The sequence below is a fragment of the Pseudomonas sp. B414 genome (genome assembly GCF_055408445.1).
The window spans coordinates 306,233-323,966 of record NZ_JBUZTQ010000001.1 but is presented as its reverse complement, the minus strand read 5'-3'; the positions used below and the strand labels follow the sequence as shown (position 1 = coordinate 323,966).

At 59.4% G+C, this 17,734-nt stretch carries 18 protein-coding genes; 10 read left to right on the top strand and 8 right to left on the bottom strand.

The window, feature by feature from the left end; translation table 11 throughout:
* Positions 1-91: 91 nt before the first annotated feature.
* On the bottom strand, positions 92-727 hold the full coding sequence (locus ACZRMH_RS01495) for a hypothetical protein (protein ID WP_464011842.1): 636 nt from the start codon (positions 725-727) through the stop codon (positions 92-94).
* Between the two features lie 344 nt (positions 728-1,071).
* Here ACZRMH_RS01495 and coxB point away from each other — a divergent pair, with 344 nt between their 5' ends.
* From coxB to ACZRMH_RS01450, 9 genes are all read left to right on the top strand, one after another.
* On the top strand, positions 1,072-2,196 hold the full coding sequence (gene coxB / locus ACZRMH_RS01490; protein WP_464011841.1) for a cytochrome c oxidase subunit II: 1,125 nt from the start codon (positions 1,072-1,074) through the stop codon (positions 2,194-2,196).
* Positions 2,197-2,278: 82 nt separating this feature from the next.
* Complete coding sequence (gene ctaD, locus ACZRMH_RS01485) at positions 2,279-3,868, top strand: cytochrome c oxidase subunit I (RefSeq protein ID WP_464011840.1); 1,590 nt, start codon at positions 2,279-2,281, stop codon at positions 3,866-3,868.
* 10 nt (positions 3,869-3,878) lie between these two features.
* The gene (locus ACZRMH_RS01480) at positions 3,879-4,451 is read left to right on the top strand and encodes a cytochrome c oxidase assembly protein (protein ID WP_464011839.1); all 573 of its coding nucleotides are present in this window, start codon (positions 3,879-3,881) and stop codon (positions 4,449-4,451) included.
* Between the two features lie 12 nt (positions 4,452-4,463).
* Complete coding sequence (locus tag ACZRMH_RS01475) at positions 4,464-5,351, top strand: cytochrome c oxidase subunit 3 (RefSeq protein WP_464011838.1); 888 nt, start codon at positions 4,464-4,466, stop codon at positions 5,349-5,351.
* Complete coding sequence (locus tag ACZRMH_RS01470) at positions 5,348-6,085, top strand: SURF1 family protein (protein WP_464011837.1); 738 nt, start codon at positions 5,348-5,350, stop codon at positions 6,083-6,085. Before ACZRMH_RS01475 ends, ACZRMH_RS01470 begins: the two co-directional genes overlap by 4 nt.
* Positions 6,060-6,647 (top strand): hypothetical protein, encoded by a 588-nt coding sequence (locus tag ACZRMH_RS01465; protein ID WP_464011836.1) that lies wholly within the window; start codon positions 6,060-6,062, stop codon positions 6,645-6,647. The genes ACZRMH_RS01470 and ACZRMH_RS01465 overlap by 26 nt, the downstream gene beginning before the upstream one ends.
* 11 nt (positions 6,648-6,658) lie before the next feature.
* On the top strand, positions 6,659-7,708 hold the full coding sequence (locus ACZRMH_RS01460; RefSeq protein ID WP_464011835.1) for a COX15/CtaA family protein: 1,050 nt from the start codon (positions 6,659-6,661) through the stop codon (positions 7,706-7,708).
* Positions 7,696-8,595 (top strand): heme o synthase, encoded by a 900-nt coding sequence (cyoE, locus tag ACZRMH_RS01455; protein ID WP_464011834.1) that lies wholly within the window; start codon positions 7,696-7,698, stop codon positions 8,593-8,595. Before ACZRMH_RS01460 ends, cyoE begins: the two co-directional genes overlap by 13 nt.
* Entirely contained in the window at positions 8,592-9,227 is a 636-nt protein-coding gene (locus ACZRMH_RS01450) for an SCO family protein (RefSeq protein WP_464011833.1), read from the top strand. Before cyoE ends, ACZRMH_RS01450 begins: the two co-directional genes overlap by 4 nt.
* Positions 9,228-9,891: 664 nt before the next feature.
* On the opposite strand, the gene ACZRMH_RS01445 is transcribed toward ACZRMH_RS01450, so the two are convergent.
* The 3 genes from ACZRMH_RS01445 to ACZRMH_RS01435 all read right to left on the bottom strand — a co-directional run bounded on the left by ACZRMH_RS01445 (position 9,892) and on the right by ACZRMH_RS01435 (position 12,425).
* A complete protein-coding gene (locus ACZRMH_RS01445; protein WP_464011832.1) occupies positions 9,892-10,662 on the bottom strand; it encodes a MetQ/NlpA family ABC transporter substrate-binding protein in 771 nt (256 codons plus the stop codon).
* 81 nt (positions 10,663-10,743) lie between these two features.
* Positions 10,744-11,418 carry a methionine ABC transporter permease gene (locus ACZRMH_RS01440; RefSeq protein ID WP_464011831.1) on the bottom strand — a complete coding sequence of 225 codons (675 nt, stop codon included), beginning with the start codon at positions 11,416-11,418 and terminating at the stop codon, positions 10,744-10,746.
* Positions 11,418-12,425, bottom strand: a complete 1,008-nt coding sequence (locus tag ACZRMH_RS01435) for a methionine ABC transporter ATP-binding protein (RefSeq protein ID WP_464011830.1) — start codon at positions 12,423-12,425, stop codon at positions 11,418-11,420. The genes ACZRMH_RS01440 and ACZRMH_RS01435 overlap by 1 nt, the downstream gene beginning before the upstream one ends.
* 251 nt (positions 12,426-12,676) lie before the next feature.
* Between ACZRMH_RS01435 and katE the strand changes: the two genes are divergently transcribed.
* The gene (gene katE / locus ACZRMH_RS01430; RefSeq protein WP_464011829.1) at positions 12,677-14,815 is read left to right on the top strand and encodes a catalase HPII; all 2,139 of its coding nucleotides are present in this window, start codon (positions 12,677-12,679) and stop codon (positions 14,813-14,815) included.
* Positions 14,816-14,894: 79 nt separating this feature from the next.
* Here the strand turns inward: katE and ACZRMH_RS01425 are convergent, their stop codons facing one another.
* The 4 genes from ACZRMH_RS01425 to ACZRMH_RS01410 are packed head-to-tail and all read right to left on the bottom strand — an operon-like array spanning position 14,895 to position 17,703.
* A complete protein-coding gene (locus tag ACZRMH_RS01425; RefSeq protein ID WP_464011828.1) occupies positions 14,895-15,614 on the bottom strand; it encodes a PA5502 family lipoprotein in 720 nt (239 codons plus the stop codon).
* A 37-nt stretch (positions 15,615-15,651) separates the two neighbouring features.
* Positions 15,652-16,440: a zinc ABC transporter permease subunit ZnuB gene (gene znuB / locus ACZRMH_RS01420; protein WP_464011827.1), complete on the bottom strand. Its 789-nt coding sequence runs from the start codon at positions 16,438-16,440 to the stop codon at positions 15,652-15,654.
* On the bottom strand, positions 16,433-17,221 hold the full coding sequence (znuC, locus tag ACZRMH_RS01415; RefSeq protein ID WP_464011826.1) for a zinc ABC transporter ATP-binding protein ZnuC: 789 nt from the start codon (positions 17,219-17,221) through the stop codon (positions 16,433-16,435). The genes znuB and znuC overlap by 8 nt, the downstream gene beginning before the upstream one ends.
* Positions 17,221-17,703, bottom strand: coding sequence for a Fur family transcriptional regulator (locus ACZRMH_RS01410; RefSeq protein ID WP_464011825.1), 483 nt, complete (start codon positions 17,701-17,703; stop codon positions 17,221-17,223). Before ACZRMH_RS01410 ends, znuC begins: the two co-directional genes overlap by 1 nt.
* Between the last annotated feature and the right edge of the window lie 31 nt (positions 17,704-17,734).

Genomic DNA, 17,734 nt, shown 5'->3' with positions numbered 1-17,734 from the left:
ACACACCATGCAATCTGACTTTGCGACGGCTACGCCGCCGATCGCCGCCGATCGCTGCCTTCGTTCCTCGTCAGCGACTACAGTCGCGTTGTTACAACGCCAGGCCAACGCCCAATTGCTTGGACAGGCACGGCCAGCGCTTCCAGGCAGCGCCTGTCTCAGGGCTGGTCAGGCGCTCGCGATAAGCTTCGACCGACTCAAGCGCAAAACTCTCTTCGTTGAGCATCAGGTCAACTGCGTGATGCACGGCGGCGTCGAGCTGGTTGGCAAAATCTTCGCCAATCAACTGGTGGGCAATCAGGTTGGCCACGGTCATGTCCAGCGGGATCAGCGGCTGCTGGAAGTGCTTGATATAGAGATCGTTGACCTCTTCTACCAGGCGGTGCGCCAGGTAAGCCTCGTCCAGCAAACTCTCCAGGCCTTCATGGCCATCAAGCAGCGGCAGCGGCTGAGCAAAAAACTGCTCGGCGATTTTCAGGATCGGCTTGATCTGCGATTCGATACCGGCCTCGCGAGCGACTTCATTGGCCGCGTCGAGCAAGTCTGGCACCTGGTCGATATAGGCGCTGACGAAACGTGTCATCACCACATTACGGTCGACTTCAGGCAGCTGGATGGCGGTGTGAAGGTGTGGCAATTGAGCGGCCAGGTGCTTGGCGAGCAGGCCCGTTTCAGCCTCATGGACTTGGGCACGCGTGATCTGCACGCGGATGGCGGCGGTGTTCATGGGAACTCCAGGGGGGGTGCTAGGCAGGGAAGTACTTTTAAAAATAGCCCTCTCAGTTAAGCAGAGGGTTTTTTCAGGGGGAGTATTGTTATTCATTTTGTGACCGGGCAGTGAGTGCCATTTGTCGATGGCCCCTTATTTCATTGTTTTGCCCCCTCGCGTTGCGGGGTTCGGCCCGGTGTCTATACTCGTTTTTGTAACCGTTATTCGATGACGCCCGACTGCTTGAGCAGACGAGGCTCGGCGGTAAGAGATAGCTGGTTTGAACACCGCCCCCTTGTAGCGCTGCCCGTGTACAGATGCAGACCGGCGCAATAACAAGAAAAATAAAGGGGAACACCGCGATGCGACATCCACACCTATGGATGGGCCTGCTGTTGTGGTCAGTGTTCGGCCAGGCACAAGCGGCCTGGACCGTGAATATGGCGCCGGGGGCAACCGAAGTCAGTCATGCGGTCTTCGACCTGCACATGACCATCTTCTGGATCTGTGTAGTGATCGGCATCATCGTCTTCGGCGCCATGTTCTGGTCGATGATCGTTCACCGTCGCTCCACCGGCCAGCAACCGGCCAAGTTCCATGAAAGCACCACGGTCGAAATTCTCTGGACGGTTATCCCCCTGGTCATCCTGATTGCGATGGCCGTGCCTGCGACCAAAACCCTGATCAATATCTACGACAGCAGTGAATCGGATGTGGATATCCAGGTCACCGGCTATCAATGGAAATGGCATTACAAATACCTGGGCCAGGATGTCGAGTTCTTCAGCAATCTGGCCACCCCTGCCGACCAGATCCATAACCAGGCCCCCAAGGGCGAGCATTACCTGCTCGAAGTCGATGAACCGCTGGTTTTACCCATTGGCGCCAAGGTACGGTTTTTGGTGACCTCGGCAGACGTGATCCACTCCTGGTGGGTGCCCGCCTTTGCGGTCAAGCGTGACGCCATCCCGGGCTTTATCAATGAAGCCTGGACCCGCGTCGAGAAGCCCGGCCTCTATCGCGGCCAATGCGCCGAGCTGTGCGGCAAGGACCACGGCTTTATGCCAATTGTGGTCGATGTCAAAACCCGGGCCGATTACGACACCTGGCTGAGCGAACGCAAGGCCCAGGCCGCGCAACTCAAGGAGTTGACCAGCAAGGAGTGGACGCTTGAGGAACTGGTGGCCCGTGGTGACAAGGTCTACCAAACCGCCTGCGTGGCCTGCCACCAGGCCCAGGGCCAGGGCTTGCCGCCGATGTTCCCGGCGCTCAAGGGCTCGCCGATTGCTACGGGCCCTGCTGCCGATCACCTGCACCGCGTGTTCTTCGGCAAACCGGGCACCGCCATGGCCGCTTTCGGCAAACAACTGTCGGAAGTCGATATCGCTGCGGTCGTGACCTACGAACGCAACGCCTGGGGCAACAACAAGGGCGATATGGTGACGCCAAAAGACGTGCTGGCGCTGAAACAGGCGCAAGGCAAATGAACCGCGCCGGGATGTGCGCACGCAATGGTCGGGGGCAATCTGCCACTGGCTTCTTGGTCCAGCTTTTTGCAGGAGTCAGGACATGAGTGCTGTTATCGATGACCACGGGCATGCAGACGGTCAGGCCCATGGCCCGGCCAAAGGCCTGATGCGCTGGGTGCTGACTACCAACCACAAGGACATCGGCACCTTGTACCTGTGGTTCAGCTTCTGCATGTTCCTGCTCGGCGGCTCGTTCGCCATGGTGATTCGCGCCGAGCTGTTCCAGCCCGGCCTGCAGATTGTGGCTCCGGCCTTTTTCAACCAGATGACCACCATGCACGGGCTGATCATGGTGTTTGGCGCGGTAATGCCGGCGTTTGTCGGCCTGGCCAACTGGATGATCCCGCTGATGATCGGCGCGCCGGACATGGCCCTGCCACGGATGAACAACTTCAGTTTCTGGCTGTTGCCCGCCGCATTTTTGCTGCTGGTTTCAACGCTGTTCACCGCTGGCGGCGGGCCCAATTTCGGTTGGACGTTCTACGCGCCGCTGTCCACGACCTATGCACCCGAAAGCGTGACTTACTTCATTTTTGCCATTCATTTGATGGGCATCAGTTCGATCATGGGTGCGATCAACGTGATCGCCACCATCCTCAACCTGCGCGCTCCCGGCATGACCCTGATGAAAATGCCGCTGTTTGTCTGGACCTGGCTGATCACCGCCTTTCTGTTGATTGCGGTGATGCCGGTACTGGCCGGGGTGGTGACGATGATGCTGATGGACATTCACTTTGGCACCAGTTTTTTCAGCGCCGCAGGTGGCGGTGACCCAGTGCTGTTCCAGCATGTGTTCTGGTTTTTCGGCCACCCCGAGGTGTACATCATGATCCTGCCGGCCTTCGGCGCCGTCAGCGCGATCATTCCGACCTTTGCGCGCAAGCCGCTGTTTGGCTACACCTCGATGGTCTACGCCACGGCCAGCATCGCCTTCCTGTCGTTTATCGTCTGGGCACACCACATGTTTGTGGTCGGCATTCCCCTGGTAGGCGAGCTGTTCTTTATGTACGCCACGCTGCTGATCGCGGTACCGACCGGGGTCAAGGTGTTCAACTGGGCCAGCACCATGTGGCAAGGCTCGCTGACCTTCGAAACACCGATGCTGTTCGCCGTGGCCTTTGTAATCCTGTTCACCATTGGCGGGTTTTCCGGGTTGATGCTGGCCATTGCCCCGGCGGACTTCCAGTATCACGACACCTATTTTGTGGTGGCGCATTTCCACTATGTGCTGGTGCCTGGGGCGATTTTCGGGATCTTCGCTTCGACCTATTACTGGCTGCCGAAATGGACCGGCCACATGTACGACGAAACCCTCGGCAAGTTGCATTTCTGGCTGTCATTCGTGGGCATGAACCTGACCTTTTTCCCGATGCACTTTGTCGGGCTGGCGGGCATGCCACGGCGGATTCCTGACTACAACCTGCAATTTGCCGATTTCAACATGGTGTCGTCGATTGGCGGATTCATGTTTGGTGCTACGCAGTTTTTGTTCCTGTTTATTGTCATCAAATGCATTCGCGGTGGGCCGAAAGCGCCGGCCAAACCGTGGGAAGGTGCCGAAGGTCTGGAATGGAGTGTGCCTTCGCCCGCGCCGTATCACACCTTTACAACACCGCCTGAAATCAAATGAAAGGTCAATCGTGAACAACTCAACACCCATTAAACACCTGGTGCTGCGCCTGTCGCTGCTGGTGGTGGTGATGTTTGCCTTTGGCTTTGCTCTGGTGCCGATCTACGACGTGATGTGCAAAGCCTTTGGCATCAACGGCAAAACCGCCGGGCAGTACGAAGGGGAGCAAGTGGTGGACCCCAATCGTCAGGTGCGGGTGCAGTTCCTATCCACCAATGCCATCGACATGGTCTGGGAGTTTTACCCCAGGGGCGATCAACTGGTGGTCAACCCCGGCGCGGTCAACGAGATGGTCTTTGTGGCCTACAACCCCACTGACAAACCGATGTCGGCGCAGGCAGTACCGAGCATTTCTCCCGCAGAAGCGGCCCAGTACTTCCACAAGACCGAATGCTTTTGCTTTACCCAACAGGTGCTGCAACCGGGTGAACGGATCGAAATGCCAATGCGCTTTATCGTCGATCGGGCCATGCCCAAGGATGTGAAACACCTGACGCTGGCTTACACGCTGTTCGATATCACCGCTCGCCATCCGCCTGTCGCCGCCATTGCCGGCAAGGCCGCTGACCAGCCTTCCCGGTAAGGAGAAAGCCCCATGGCAACTCACGATCAGTACTACGTCCCGGCGCAAAGCAAGTGGCCGATCATTGCCACGGTGGGCTTGCTGGTCACGGTGTATGGCCTGGCGACCTGGTTCAATGACCTGAAGGCGGCCCGGCCTGAGTCCAATGGTCCGCTGATCTTTTTTGTCGGTGGTCTGATCGTGGCGTACATGATGTTTGGCTGGTTCGGCGCGGTCATCAAAGAGAGCCGTGCCGGGCTCTACAGCTCGCAACTGGACCGCTCATTTCGCTGGGGCATGACCTGGTTTATTTTTTCCGAGGTGATGTTCTTTCTCGCGTTTTTTGGCGCGCTGTTTTATGTGCGCCACTTTGCCGGCCCGTGGCTGGGAGGTGAAGGCAGCAAGGCAGTAGCGCATATGCTATGGCCCGACTTTCAGTTCACCTGGCCACTGCTGCACACCCCCGACCCTGCTCTGTACCCGCCGCCCAAAGGCACCATCAGCCCATGGGGCTTGCCGCTGCTCAACACCGTATTGCTGGTCAGTTCCAGCGTCACCCTGACCATTGCCCACCATGCGCTGAACAAGGGCCATCGTGGTGCGCTGAAGTTCTGGCTGGGGCTGACGGTGTTGCTGGGCGCAGGCTTTCTGGGGTTCCAGGCCGAGGAATATGTCCACGCTTACAAAGAACTGGGGCTGACTCTGGGCTCAGGTATCTACGGTGCGACGTTCTTTATGCTCACCGGTTTTCACGGTGCTCACGTCACCATCGGCGCGCTGATTCTGCTGATCATGCTGATCCGTATCGTGCGCGGCCACTTCAATGCCGAGCATCAGTTCGGGTTCCAGGCCGCTACCTGGTACTGGCACTTTGTGGATGTGGTGTGGCTCGGCCTGTTCTTGTTTGTTTACGTGCTATGACACGCTTTCGCCCCGGTATCGCACCCACACTGGTGGTGTTGGCATTGCTGCCACTGCTGGTGTTTCTGGGGTTCTGGCAGCTTGGCCGGGGCGAGCAAAAACGTGTGTTGCTCAACAGCTACGCCGAACGTCAGGTGGCCGCGCCGGTGACAGCGGGGCAATTGCTTGGCGTCGACGATCCGGCCTTTCGCCGCGTGCAGTTGCGTGGGCACTTGGACGGGCAATACAGCCTGCTGCTGGACAACCGCGTGCGCGACGGCAAGGTCGGCGTCGAGTTGCTGCAACCCTTTCAGGACCAGGCCAGCGGCCAGTGGCTGTTGCTTAATCGCGGCTGGTTACCGTGGCCGAGCCGACTCACGCCCCCCGAGTTCAGCACCCCGGAGCAGATACTGGATATTCAGGCCTGGGTCTATGAGTCGCCGGGCACGCCGTTCCAGCTGCACGCCGACCCGCTGAACGCACCCTGGCCGCGGCTGGTGACGGCAGTCATGCCCGCCAGATTGTGGGCCGAACTGGGTCGTGAAGGCTTTGCTGATGAGCTGCGTATCGCCCCCGGCCCAGCTGCGTATGTGGCCGACTGGCCACTGATCTCCCCGGGCATGGGCCCGGAAAAACACACCGCCTATGCCGTGCAATGGTTCGCCATGGCGCTGGCTCTGCTCGGTCTTTATATGTACCTCGGTTGGCACACGGCTCAGGAGAAACGCCATGGGAACGGCCATCAATCCGCTTGAAAGCGCACGCCCCCCGGCTTCACGAGGGCGCGGGCGGTTGCAACTGATCCTTATCCTGCTGCTTACCATCGGCCCGATGGTGCTGGCCACGGGCATGTACAAACTCAAGTTCTGGGTGCCCGACAGTCGCAGCTATCACGGCGAACTGATCGGTAACGGGCAAAGCCGCGCCGCTCTTGGGGTGGTGGCCGATGAACAGCGCTGGCAACTGCTGGTGACCGCACCACAGGGCTGTGCGGCCGATTGCCAACAACTGGTGTATCTGGCCCGTCAGCTGCAAATCGGCCTGGGCCGCGACGCTTCCCGCGCCACCCACGGCCTGGCGGTTGCACAACCGGTAGACGCGGCCTACGCCGCCAGATTGCAGCTCGAATACCCGCAGTTGCAGCGCTACGGCCTGGACCTGGCAACTTATACACAGGGCGCCGAAGGCAACGGTGCAGCGCAACTGTGGATCGTCGACCCCCACGGCAACCTGGTGCTGCGCTACGGCCCCGGGGTGATCGGCAAGGACGTGCTCAACGACCTTCGCCTGCTGCTGAAGCTGTCCAATATCGGATAGAGGGCTCTGTCATGGCCAAAGCCGGATTTCGCCTCGCGTTGCTTGCCACCTTGCTGGCGCTGGTGGTGGTGCTGCTCGGTGCCTACACGCGCCTGACCCACGCCGGTTTGGGCTGCCCGGACTGGCCCGGCTGCTATGGCTTTATCAGTGTGCCCAAGACCGAGGCGCAACTGGCCCATGCCGAGCTGCACTTTCCCGATACCCCGGTGGAGGCCGACAAGGGCTGGAGCGAGATGACCCATCGTTACTTTGCCGGCAGCCTGGGGTTGTTGATTGTGCTGCTGGCGGCACGGGCCTGGCGCCAGCGGCACTTGCCGGATCAGCCGCTCAAGCTGCCGCTGTTTATCTTGCTGGTGGTGATCGCCCAGGCGGCCTTTGGCATGTGGACAGTGACGCTCAAGCTGTGGCCGCAGGTGGTCACCGGGCATTTGCTCGGTGGTTTCGCGACCTTGAGCCTGCTGTTTTTGCTGACCCTGCGCCTGTCCGGCGTATTGCCCGCGCTGGCCGTGCCACGTCGCCTGCAGCGCTGGGCCACGGCCGGGCTGGTGCTGGCAATCATGCAAATTGCGCTGGGTGGCTGGGTCAGTTCCAACTATGCCGCCGTGGCCTGTATCGATGTGCCGACCTGCCACGGGCAATGGTGGCCCGAGGCCGATTTCGCCAATGGCTTTCACCTGACCCAGCATATCGGCCCCAACTACCTGGGCGGGCAACTGGACAGTGAAGCCCGCACGGCGATCCACCTTACCCACCGCCTCGGCGCGTTGCTGCTCACTGCGGTATTGCTGGGCCTGGCCTGGCAGTTGCGCAAAGTCGGTATGACCCGGCTCGCAGGGTTGCTGCTGGTGGCGCTGGCAGTACAAATCAGCCTGGGCCTGAGCAATGTACTGTTTGGTTTGCCGCTGGCGGTAGCGGTGGCCCACAACGCCGGGGGCGCGGCTTTACTGCTGACCCTGGTGCTGGTCAATTACCACGCCCGTACCGCGCTCGTTCGGATACGCGGGCCGCGCTTTGCCCGCTGGACTTACAGCCTTAAAGGAGAACAGCCGTGGCGACCTTGACTGGCGAACGCCCGCAGCAGGCGCTGTGGCGAGATTATCTGGAGCTGACCAAACCCAAAGTGCTGGTGTTGATGCTGATTACCTCGCTGGTGGGCATGTTTCTGGCCACCCGCGCCGGGGTGCCCTGGACCGTGCTGGTCTTCGGCAACCTGGGTATCAGTCTGTGTGCCGGCGGCGCGGCGGCGGTCAATCATGTGGTCGACCGGCGTATTGACGCAGTCATGGCCCGCACCCATAAACGCCCGCTGGCGCAAGGGCGGGTGTCGCCCCTGGCGGCGTTGGCTTTCGCCATGCTGCTGGCCCTGGCAGGCATGGGCGTGTTGCTGGCGTTTACCAACCCGTTGACGGCCTGGCTGACCCTCGCCTCCTTGCTCGGTTATGCGGTGATCTATACCGGGTTTTTAAAGCGCGCCACGCCGCAAAATATCGTGATCGGCGGGCTCGCTGGGGCCGCTCCACCTTTGCTGGGCTGGGTGGCGGTTACCGGGCAGGTCACTGCCGAACCCTTGCTGCTGGTGTTGATCATCTTCGCCTGGACCCCGCCGCATTTCTGGGCGCTGGCCATTCATCGCAAGGAGGAATACGCCAAGGCGGATATCCCGATGTTGCCGGTCACCCACGGCGAGCACTACACCAAGGTGCATATCCTGCTGTACACCTTCGTGCTGCTGGCGGTCAGCCTGCTGCCGTTTGTGATCCATATGAGCGGCTTGCTCTATCTGGCCTGTGCGCTAGGGTTGGGCGCACGCTTTCTGCATTGGGCGTGGGTGCTGTACCGTGGCACCCAGCCGCACGCGGCGATCAACACGTTCAAGTACTCTATCTACTACCTGTTCTTGCTGTTTATCGCGCTGCTTGTCGACCATTACTTGATGTTGAACCTATGACTAAAACTCAAAAAACCGTCTTTATCCTCGTTGCGCTGGTGGCTTTGGTCATGGGCCTGACGTTTAACAAAATGATGTCGGGCAAAACCCAGAGTGATAACACCACCCTGATCGATGCCGGGATCATCCTGCTGCCGCAGAGCCGCCAGTTGCCGGACGTGAAAATGACCAATCAGGATGGTCAGCCAGTGGTGATGAACGAGCTGAAAGACAAATGGAGCATGCTGTTTTTCGGTTATACCTTCTGCCCGGATATCTGCCCGACTACCCTGGCCCAACTGCGCCAGATTAAAAGTGAACTGCCCAAAGAGGTGCAGGACAAACTGCAGATCGTACTGGTCAGCGTCGACCCCAATCGCGACACGCCGCAACAGCTCAAGCAATACCTGGGCTACTTCGATCCGCAGTTTGTGGGGCTGACGCCGGGTTCGATCGATGAGCTGCAAACACTGGCCAACGCGGTGAGCATTCCGTTTATTCCAGCGGACACCAGCAAGCCGAACTACACGGTGGATCACAGCGGCAATCTGGCGCTGATCGGCCCTGACGGCACTCAGCGAGGTTTTATCCGCGCACCGTTCAACAACCAGAAGATGGTTGCCCAGTTGCCGGGGTTGGTTGAGAGGAAGTAAGGTGAGAGGGGCAGATCAAACTGTGGGGGCTGGCTTGTCTGCGATGCAGGCGACGCGGTCTGTCAGGTAAACCACAGTGATGCCATCGCGAGCAAGCCCGCTCCCACATAATGATCCCGGCAAGGTCCGAATTTTGTGAGCGACGCAACACCTGTGGGAGCTGGCTTGCCTGCGATGCAGGCGTTGTGGTCTGTCAGGCGAACCGCTGTGATGCCATCGCGGGCAAGCCCGCTCCCACATAATGATCCCGGCAAGGGCCGAATTTTGTGAGCGACGCAAAACCTGTGGGAGCAGGCTTGCCTGCGATGCAGGCGCTGCGGTCTGTCAGGCGAACCGCAGTGATGCCATCGCGAGCAAGCCCGCTCCCACATAATGATCCCGGCAAGGTCCGAATTTTGTGAGCAGCGCAACACCTGTGGGAGCTGGCTTGCCTGCGATGCAGGCGCTGCGGTCTGTCAGGCGAACCGCAGTGATGCCTTCGCGAGCAGGCTCGCTCCCACATAATGATCCCGGCAAGGTCCGGATTTTGTGAGCGACGCAACACCTGTGGGAGCTGGCTTGCCTGCGATGCAAGCGCTGCGGTCTGTCAGGCGAACCGCAGTGATGCCATCGCGAGCAAGCCCGCTCCCACAGGGGGGGGGCGGGTTTGCTCCGATAATCAGGCTTAGAACGCCGGAACGATGGCGCCTTTGTACTTCTCAAGAATGAACGCTTTCACTTCCGGGCTGTGCAGGGCTGCAACCAGCTTTTGCATGTCCGCCGAATCTTTATCATCCGGGCGAGCAACCAGAATGTTCACGTAAGGCGAGTCGCTGCCTTCGATGACCAGTGCGTCCGTTTCCGGGTTCAGCTTGGCTTCCAGCGCATAGTTGGTGTTGATCAGCGCCAGATCAACCTGGGTCAGCACGCGTGGAATGGTGGCAGCCTCCAGCTCACGGAACTTCAGGTTCTTGGGGTTGGCGGTAATATCTTTTGGCGTCGACAGGATGTTGGTCTTGTCCTTGAGCGTAATCAGCCCGGCCTTGTCCAGCAGCAACAGTGCACGGCCGCCGTTGGTGGCGTCATTGGGGATTACCACGGTAGAACCGTCTTTGATTTCATCGAGCTTTTTGTATTTGCTCGAGTAAGCCCCCAGCGGCTCCAGGTGAACAGCGGCAACGCTGACCAGATGGGTACCTTTGGCCTTGTTGAACTCATCCAGGTACGGCTGGTGCTGGAAGAAGTTGGCGTCCAGGCGCTTTTCGGCCACTTGTACGTTTGGCTGGATATAGTCGGTGAATACCTTGACCTTGAGGTTGACGCCCTCTTTGGCCAGCGCAGGTTTCACGAACTCCAGGATCTCGGCGTGAGGCACCGGGGTGGCCGCAACCGACAGATCGCCCGCGTGGGCCGAGAACGCCGCAACAGCGGCCACAGCAGCAAATAACTTCTTCATGCAGCAACTCCTTGTGAATACCTGAGGTCAGGTATCTGCCAGCCATGGGCTGGCGGTTACGTTTATTAACTCGGGTCGCGTTTACTTGCGCGAAAAGTGCACCACCAGCCGGTCGCCAACGGTTTGCAGAATCTGCACCAGAATCAGTAGCAGCACCACCGTGACGATCATCACGTCGGTCTGGAAGCGCTGGTAACCGAAGCGGATTGCCAGGTCACCCAGGCCACCAGCACCGACCACACCGGCCATCGCGGTGTAGCTCACCAGGGTAATGGCGGTCACGGTGATGGCGGCGAAGATGCCGGGGCGCGCTTCAGGCAGCAGGGCGCTGGTAATGATCTGCCGGGTGCTGGCACCCATGGCCTGGGTCGCTTCGATAATGCCGCGATCCACTTCACGCAGGGCGGTTTCCACCAGACGGGCGAAGAACGGCGTAGCGCCGACCACCAGTGGTGGAATCGCACCGGCCACGCCCAGCGAGGTGCCGGTAATCAGTACCGTGAAGGGAATCATCACAATCAACAGGATGATAAATGGCAGCGAACGCAGGATGTTCACCATCAGTGACAGGCAGGCGTACACGGCCTTTTGTTCGAACAGTTGGCGTGGGCTGCACAGAAACAGCAGCACGCCCAGCGGCAGGCCCAGCACGATGGTGAACAGCAGCGAACCGCCGAGCATCATCAGCGTGTCGCCGGTGGCCAGCCAGATTTCAAACCAGTCGATATTGGCGAAAAAACTCAAGAAAGCTTCCATTAGCGCAGCACCTCCATATGAACGTCAGCAGCAACGAAGCGGGCGAAAGCCGCCTCCATATCGCCACCAGTGATGGCAAGGGTCAGCTGCCCATAGGGGGTGTCTTTGATGCGGTCAATACGACCGGCCAGGATGCTGTAGTCCACACCCGTTTCGCGGGCAATGGTGCCCAGCAACGGTGCGTAGGTCGCTTCGCCCTGGAAGGTCAGGCGCACGATGCGGCCAGGGACATGGGCGAAATCGTCGCGCTGCTCGCTTTCGTCGATCTGCTCATCCTCCTGCACAAAGCGCTTGGTGGTCGGGTGCTTGGGGTGCAGGAACACCTCGGCCACCGGCCCTTGCTCGACGATAACGCCAGCATCCATGACGGCCACTTCGTCGCACACGCGACGAATCACATCCATCTCGTGGGTGATCAGCACGATGGTCAGCTTCAGCTCACGGTTGATCTCGGCCAGCAATTGCAGCACCGAGGCCGTGGTTTGCGGGTCGAGGGCGCTGGTGGCTTCGTCACACAGCAATACTTTGGGTTTGGTGGCCAGGGCACGGGCAATGCCCACGCGCTGTTTCTGGCCGCCCGAAAGCTGCGCCGGGTACTTTTTGGCGTGATCGGACAAGCCCACGCGCTCAAGCAATTCGGCAACGCGCTGGTCGATGGCACTGCGGGACAATTCACCGGCCAGTGTCAGCGGCATCGCAACGTTATCAGCGACAGTCTTGGAGGCCAGCAGGTTGAAGTGCTGGAAAATCATGCCGACCTGCTGACGGAAACGGCGCAGGCCGTTGGAGTCCATCGCGGTGACGTCTTCGTTGTCGACAATGATCTGGCCGCCGCTCGGGGTTTCAAGGCGGTTGATCAGGCGCAGCAATGTACTTTTACCCGCACCGGAGTGACCAATCAGGCCGAACACCTGGCCGCTCTCGACACGCAAACTGGTGGAGTGCAACGCGGGGATGTCCTTACCGGCAACCCGGTAAGTTTTATGAACGTTATGAAACTCAATCACGTAGCGAACCTTGTGGGCGCGTAAATAGAAGTTCAGCGGTAAGCCGGGCGCGCATTTTAGCCTGTCCGTATAGAGGTTCTTAGCATTTATTTGCGCTGGAACCTTCGATTTGGCAATAAGACGACTAAAGGTTAAAAAAAGGAACGACGGTAAAGGTAAAGCGTCAGTACTTAAGCAACTCGCATCCCGTCTCGGGATATTTGTCTACAAGGCCCAATCCATAGGGCTGTGCAAACAAGGAGTTTAGTCTGATGAGTAGCAAAAAACCGTCTTCCGGCAAGAGCCAGATGGCTGGCACCGACACCATGGATCGTGGCAACAGTAACGTCAAACTGGAAAGCCTCGAAGCCTTCCGTGACGACGCTACGGGCCAGGCGCTGCGCACCAATCAGGGGGTGAAGATTGCGGACAATCAAAACACCCTGAAGGCCGGTGCGCGTGGCCCGTCGTTGTTGGAAGACTTCATCATGCGGGAAAAAATCACGCATTTTGACCATGAGCGTATTCCAGAGCGCATCGTGCATGCCCGAGGCAGCGGTGCCCATGGTTACTTTCAGGCCTATAAATCCCACAGCGCCTTGACCAAGGCCGGTTTCCTCCAGGATCCAGACAAGAAAACCCCGGTATTTGTGCGCTTTTCCACCGTGCAAGGCCCACGCGGCTCCGGTGATACGGTGCGCGACGTGCGCGGTTTTGCCGTCAAATTTTTCACCGACGAAGGTAACTTCGATCTGGTCGGCAACAATATGCCGGTGTTCTTCATACAGGATGCGGTCAAATTTCCAGACTTTGTCCATGCAGTCAAACCCGAACCCCATAACGAAATGCCTACCGGCGGCTCGGCGCATGACACTTTCTGGGACTTTGTTTCGCTGGTTCCGGAATCGGCGCATATGGTCATTTGGGCCATGTCCGACCGGGCCATCCCGAAAAGCCTGAGAAGCATGCAGGGCTTTGGGGTGCATACTTTTCGCCTGATCAACGCCGAAGGGAAGTCGAACTTCGTCAAGTTCCACTGGCGGCCGAGCGTGGGTACCTGCTCTCTGGTGTGGGACGAAGCACAAAAGCTGGCAGGCAAAGACACTGACTTTCATCGCCGCGACCTGTGGGACGCCATTGAAACCGGCGATTACCCGGAATGGGAGCTCGGCGTGCAGATCATCCCGGAGGAGGATGAACACGCATTCGACTTCGATATTCTTGATCCGACCAAACTGATTCCTGAAGAGCTGATCCCGATTACACCGCTGGGCAAAATGGTGCTCAACCGCAACCCGGATAACTTCTTTGCCGAAACCGAGCAGGTTGCCTTTTGCCCGGGACATATTGTGCCGGGGATCGACTTCTCCAATGATCCCTTGCTTCAGGGCCGGCTGTTTTCCTACACCGATACGCAGATCAGCCGTCTTGGTGGACCGAACTTTCATGAAATCCCGATCAATCGTCCGGTAGCTCCTTTTCACAATAATCAGCGCGATGCCCAGCACCGCAGCACCATCCACAAGGGGCGTGCGTCCTACGAACCCAATTCCATCGATGGTGGCTGGCCGAAGGAAACCCCGCCTGCCGCCAGGGATGGCGGTTTTGAGAGTTACCCCGAGCGCATTGACGCCAACAAGATTCGTCAACGCAGCGAGTCATTCAGCGATCATTTCTCCCAGGCACGGCTGTTTTTCAACAGCATGAGCAAGCACGAGCAAGAGCACATCATTGCGGCCTACAGCTTTGAACTGGGCAAGGTGGAGCGCGAGAATATCCGTGCGCGTCAGGTCAATGAGATTCTGGCCAATATTGATCTGCAGCTGGCAGCGCGTGTGGCCGAAAACCTCGGGTTGCCGGCACCCAAGGCCGGGACTGTGGCGCAACGCAAGGTCAGCGTCACGCAATCCCCGGCCTTGAGTCAGGCCAACTTGCTGGCGGGCAATATCAAAACCCGCAAGGTAGCTATTCTCGCCGCCAACGGGGTGGATGCTCAGGCAATTGATGCATTGAAGCAGGCGCTGGCGGCCGAAGGGGCGCATGCCAAGCTACTGGGGCCGACGAGCGCGCCGGTCAAAGCCGCTGATGGCACTTTATTGGCAGTCGATGGGTCAATGGAAGGCCTGTCCTCGGTGGCGTTCGACGCGGTATTCGTACCGGGCGGGGCGGCGTCGATCAAGGCCTTGAGCGGTGACGGCGTGGCGTTGCACTACCTGCTGGAAGCCTACAAGCATCTCAAGGCGATTGCCCTGCATGGCGAAGCCAAAGAGCTGCTGGATGTGCTGCATTTGCAAGCGGATGAGGGATTGTTGGCGCTCAAGGATGCCAAGGGCTTGAAGGCATTTTTTGCGGCGATTGCGCAACATCGGGTGTGGGCACGGGAGGCCAGAGCCAAGGCAATTCCTGCCTGAGTTGCAACAGGTCAGTAGAGGATGTTGAAGGCTGCGATCCTTTGCTTCTCGTAAAGGATCGCAGTCAACGGCAGATCGGTTATTGCGGCTTGCTTGGGATCAGTACCATTTGTGCAGGCACATGGCGAATGATCTGACGCTCAAGCTTGAGGTCAAAGTCAGGGTCGAGCTTTTTGACCCGCTTGCCGATCAGTGTGGCCAGCCACGGGTAGTCCGCGGTACGCGGAACCTGCAAGCTGACGGCGCACTGGTAATTGACGATATCTTGCGCGATCAGATCCAGTTGATGGCGAAGTTTCGCAATATCGTTGATGTTCAGGGCAACGGTGGTACTTTCGGCAGCCGGGTCGATCACCTTGGCCGGTGGGCGGGCCTCGGCAGCCTTGAGTGCAGCTTCGGCCATGTCCAGCTCGACTTTGCGTGCCTGGGTAATGGCGCTGTTGACGCCACCGGTCAGTGCTGGCGCCTTGGGCATCAGGGCACGGGCACGGCTCAGGGCCGTGGCTGCGGCGTTGACATCACCTTTTTGCAGAACGATCTGGCTGCGTTGCAGGTAGGCCTCAGCCAGTTGGCGCTGGTACTGCACCAATTGCGGATCATCCGGGGTCTGGGCCTGCAAGGCGCTCAGTTTGTCTTCGGCGGTCGCGAGTTCGCTGCTGGCCAGGTTTTGCTCCAGCTGCGCGATGGCCGCAGCGCGGGCGTCAGCGGCAGTAGTGTCGACCGACGGCGTGCTTTGGCAGGCGCCCAGCAGCAAGGTAAATGCGGCCAGGAGCAAATAACGGGAGTTGAACAGCTTCATTCCTGCGGCTCTCTAAGTGCGCAAAAAACAAGCAAGTCTACACCCCTCGACGGGGCAGAACAAAACTCAACAGAAACAGGGCGGCGGCACACACCACAATCGATGGCCCCGCGGGTGTGTCCTTGAACCATGACAAGGCCAGGCCACCACACACTGCCACTATTCCCAGGGCGCTGGCGCCCAATGCCATTTGCTCCGGAGAACGGGCATGGCGCTGGGCTGCTGCTGCCGGAATAATCAGCAAGGAAGTGATCAGCAACACACCGACGATTTTCATCGCCACGGCAATCACCACCGCGATCAACAGCATCAGGGTCAAGCGTAACGCCGCCACGGGCAAGCCTTCAACCATGGCCAGTTCTTCGTGCACGGTAATCGCCAGCAACGGCCGCCACAGTACCACCAGCAGCGCCAGTACCGCTGCACTGCCACCCAGAATCCACATCAGGTCGGTAGGGCTGATGGCCAACAGGTCACCAAATAAATACGCCATCAGATCGATCCGAACTTCATGCATGAAGCTTAGTACGACCAGCCCGAGGGACAAGGTGCTGGGGGCGAGAATTCCGAGCAGCGTGTCGGACGCCAGCGACTGGCGCTGTTGCAACGTAACCAGCAGCACGGCCAGCAACAGGCAGCCAACGGTCACCGCAATGGTCGGGCTGACATCCAGCAAAAAGCCCATGGCCACGCCCAGCAGGGCCGCGTGCGACAAGGTGTCGCCAAAGTAGGCCATGCGCCGCCACACCACAAACGAACCCAGAGGGCCCGCAACTATTGCCAAAGCCAGACCTGCCAGCAGGGCGTAAAGCAGAAAATCAGCCATGCTTGCAGCCTTCTCCATGAACGTGGGCGGATGCCGCCGGGGTGCCGTCGCTGACCACTGAACCATGCAAGTCATGGGCGTGGTCGTGGTGGTGGTGATAAATCGCCAGGCTTTGTGCGTTTTTGCCAAACAGCTCGACAAAGGCCGGGTCGCCGCTGACCTGCTCCGGGTGGCCCGAGCAGCAGACGTGGCGGTTGAGGCACACCACCTGGTCGGTGGTGCTCATTACCAGATGCAAATCATGGGAAACCATCAGCACGCCACAGCCGTGGCGGTCGCGCAGGCGGGTGATCAGGGCGTACAGCTCTGACTGGCCGGCCACGTCCACCCCCTGTACCGGCTCGTCGAGCACCAGCAGTTCGGGTTTGCGCAGCAGGGCGCGAGCCAGCAGCACGCGCTGCATCTCGCCGCCGGAAACGCTTTGCACCGGGCTGTCGATCACTTTTTCGGCGCCCACTTCCTTCAGCGCGTCCAGGGCCTGGGCACGGTCGACACCGGGCACCAGGCGCAAAAAACGCAGCACAGACAGTGGCAGCGTCGGATCGACGTGCAGCTTTTGCGGCATATAACCGACCCGCAGTTTCGGCTTGCGCCAGACAGTGCCGCGGGTAGGCTTGAGCAGGCCGAGCACGGCCTTGACCAGCGTGGTCTTGCCGGCGCCATTGGGGCCGATCAGGGTCACGATCTGGCCCGGCTCAACGCTCAACTCAATAGTGTCGAGTACGTTTTGCCCGTCATAGGTCACGGTGACGTCTTGCAGGCGAATCAGTGCAGCGCTCATCAGGCCTCCCGGCAACCCGAACACAGGCCGACCACTTCGACGGTCTGGCCTTCGACAGTAAAGCCGACATCGCGGGCACTCTGGATAATCGCGTCGCTGATGGTTTTTTGCTCAAGCTCGATGGCTGCATGGCAGTTGCGGCAAATAAGGAACTGGCCCTGGTGCGGATGCTCGGGGTGGCTGCAGCCGACAAAGGCATTGAGCGACGAAATGCGATGCACCAGACCGTTGTCGAGGAGGAAGTCCAGCGCCCGATAAACGGTCGGTGGCGCTGCGCGGCGGCCGTCCTGTTCGCTGAGCACCGCCAGAATATCGTAGGCGCCCAGCGGCTTGTGGCTCTGCCACACCAGCTCCAGCACCCGACGACGCAATGCGGTCAGGCGCAGACCCTTTTGCGCGCACAGGGTATCGGCCTCAGTCAGCGCACTGTGGACACAATGAGAGTGGTCATGGGGACGGCTGGCAAGCGGTGTAATAGGCATGGGCGGCGACGATTTTTGAGAGAGACGTTAT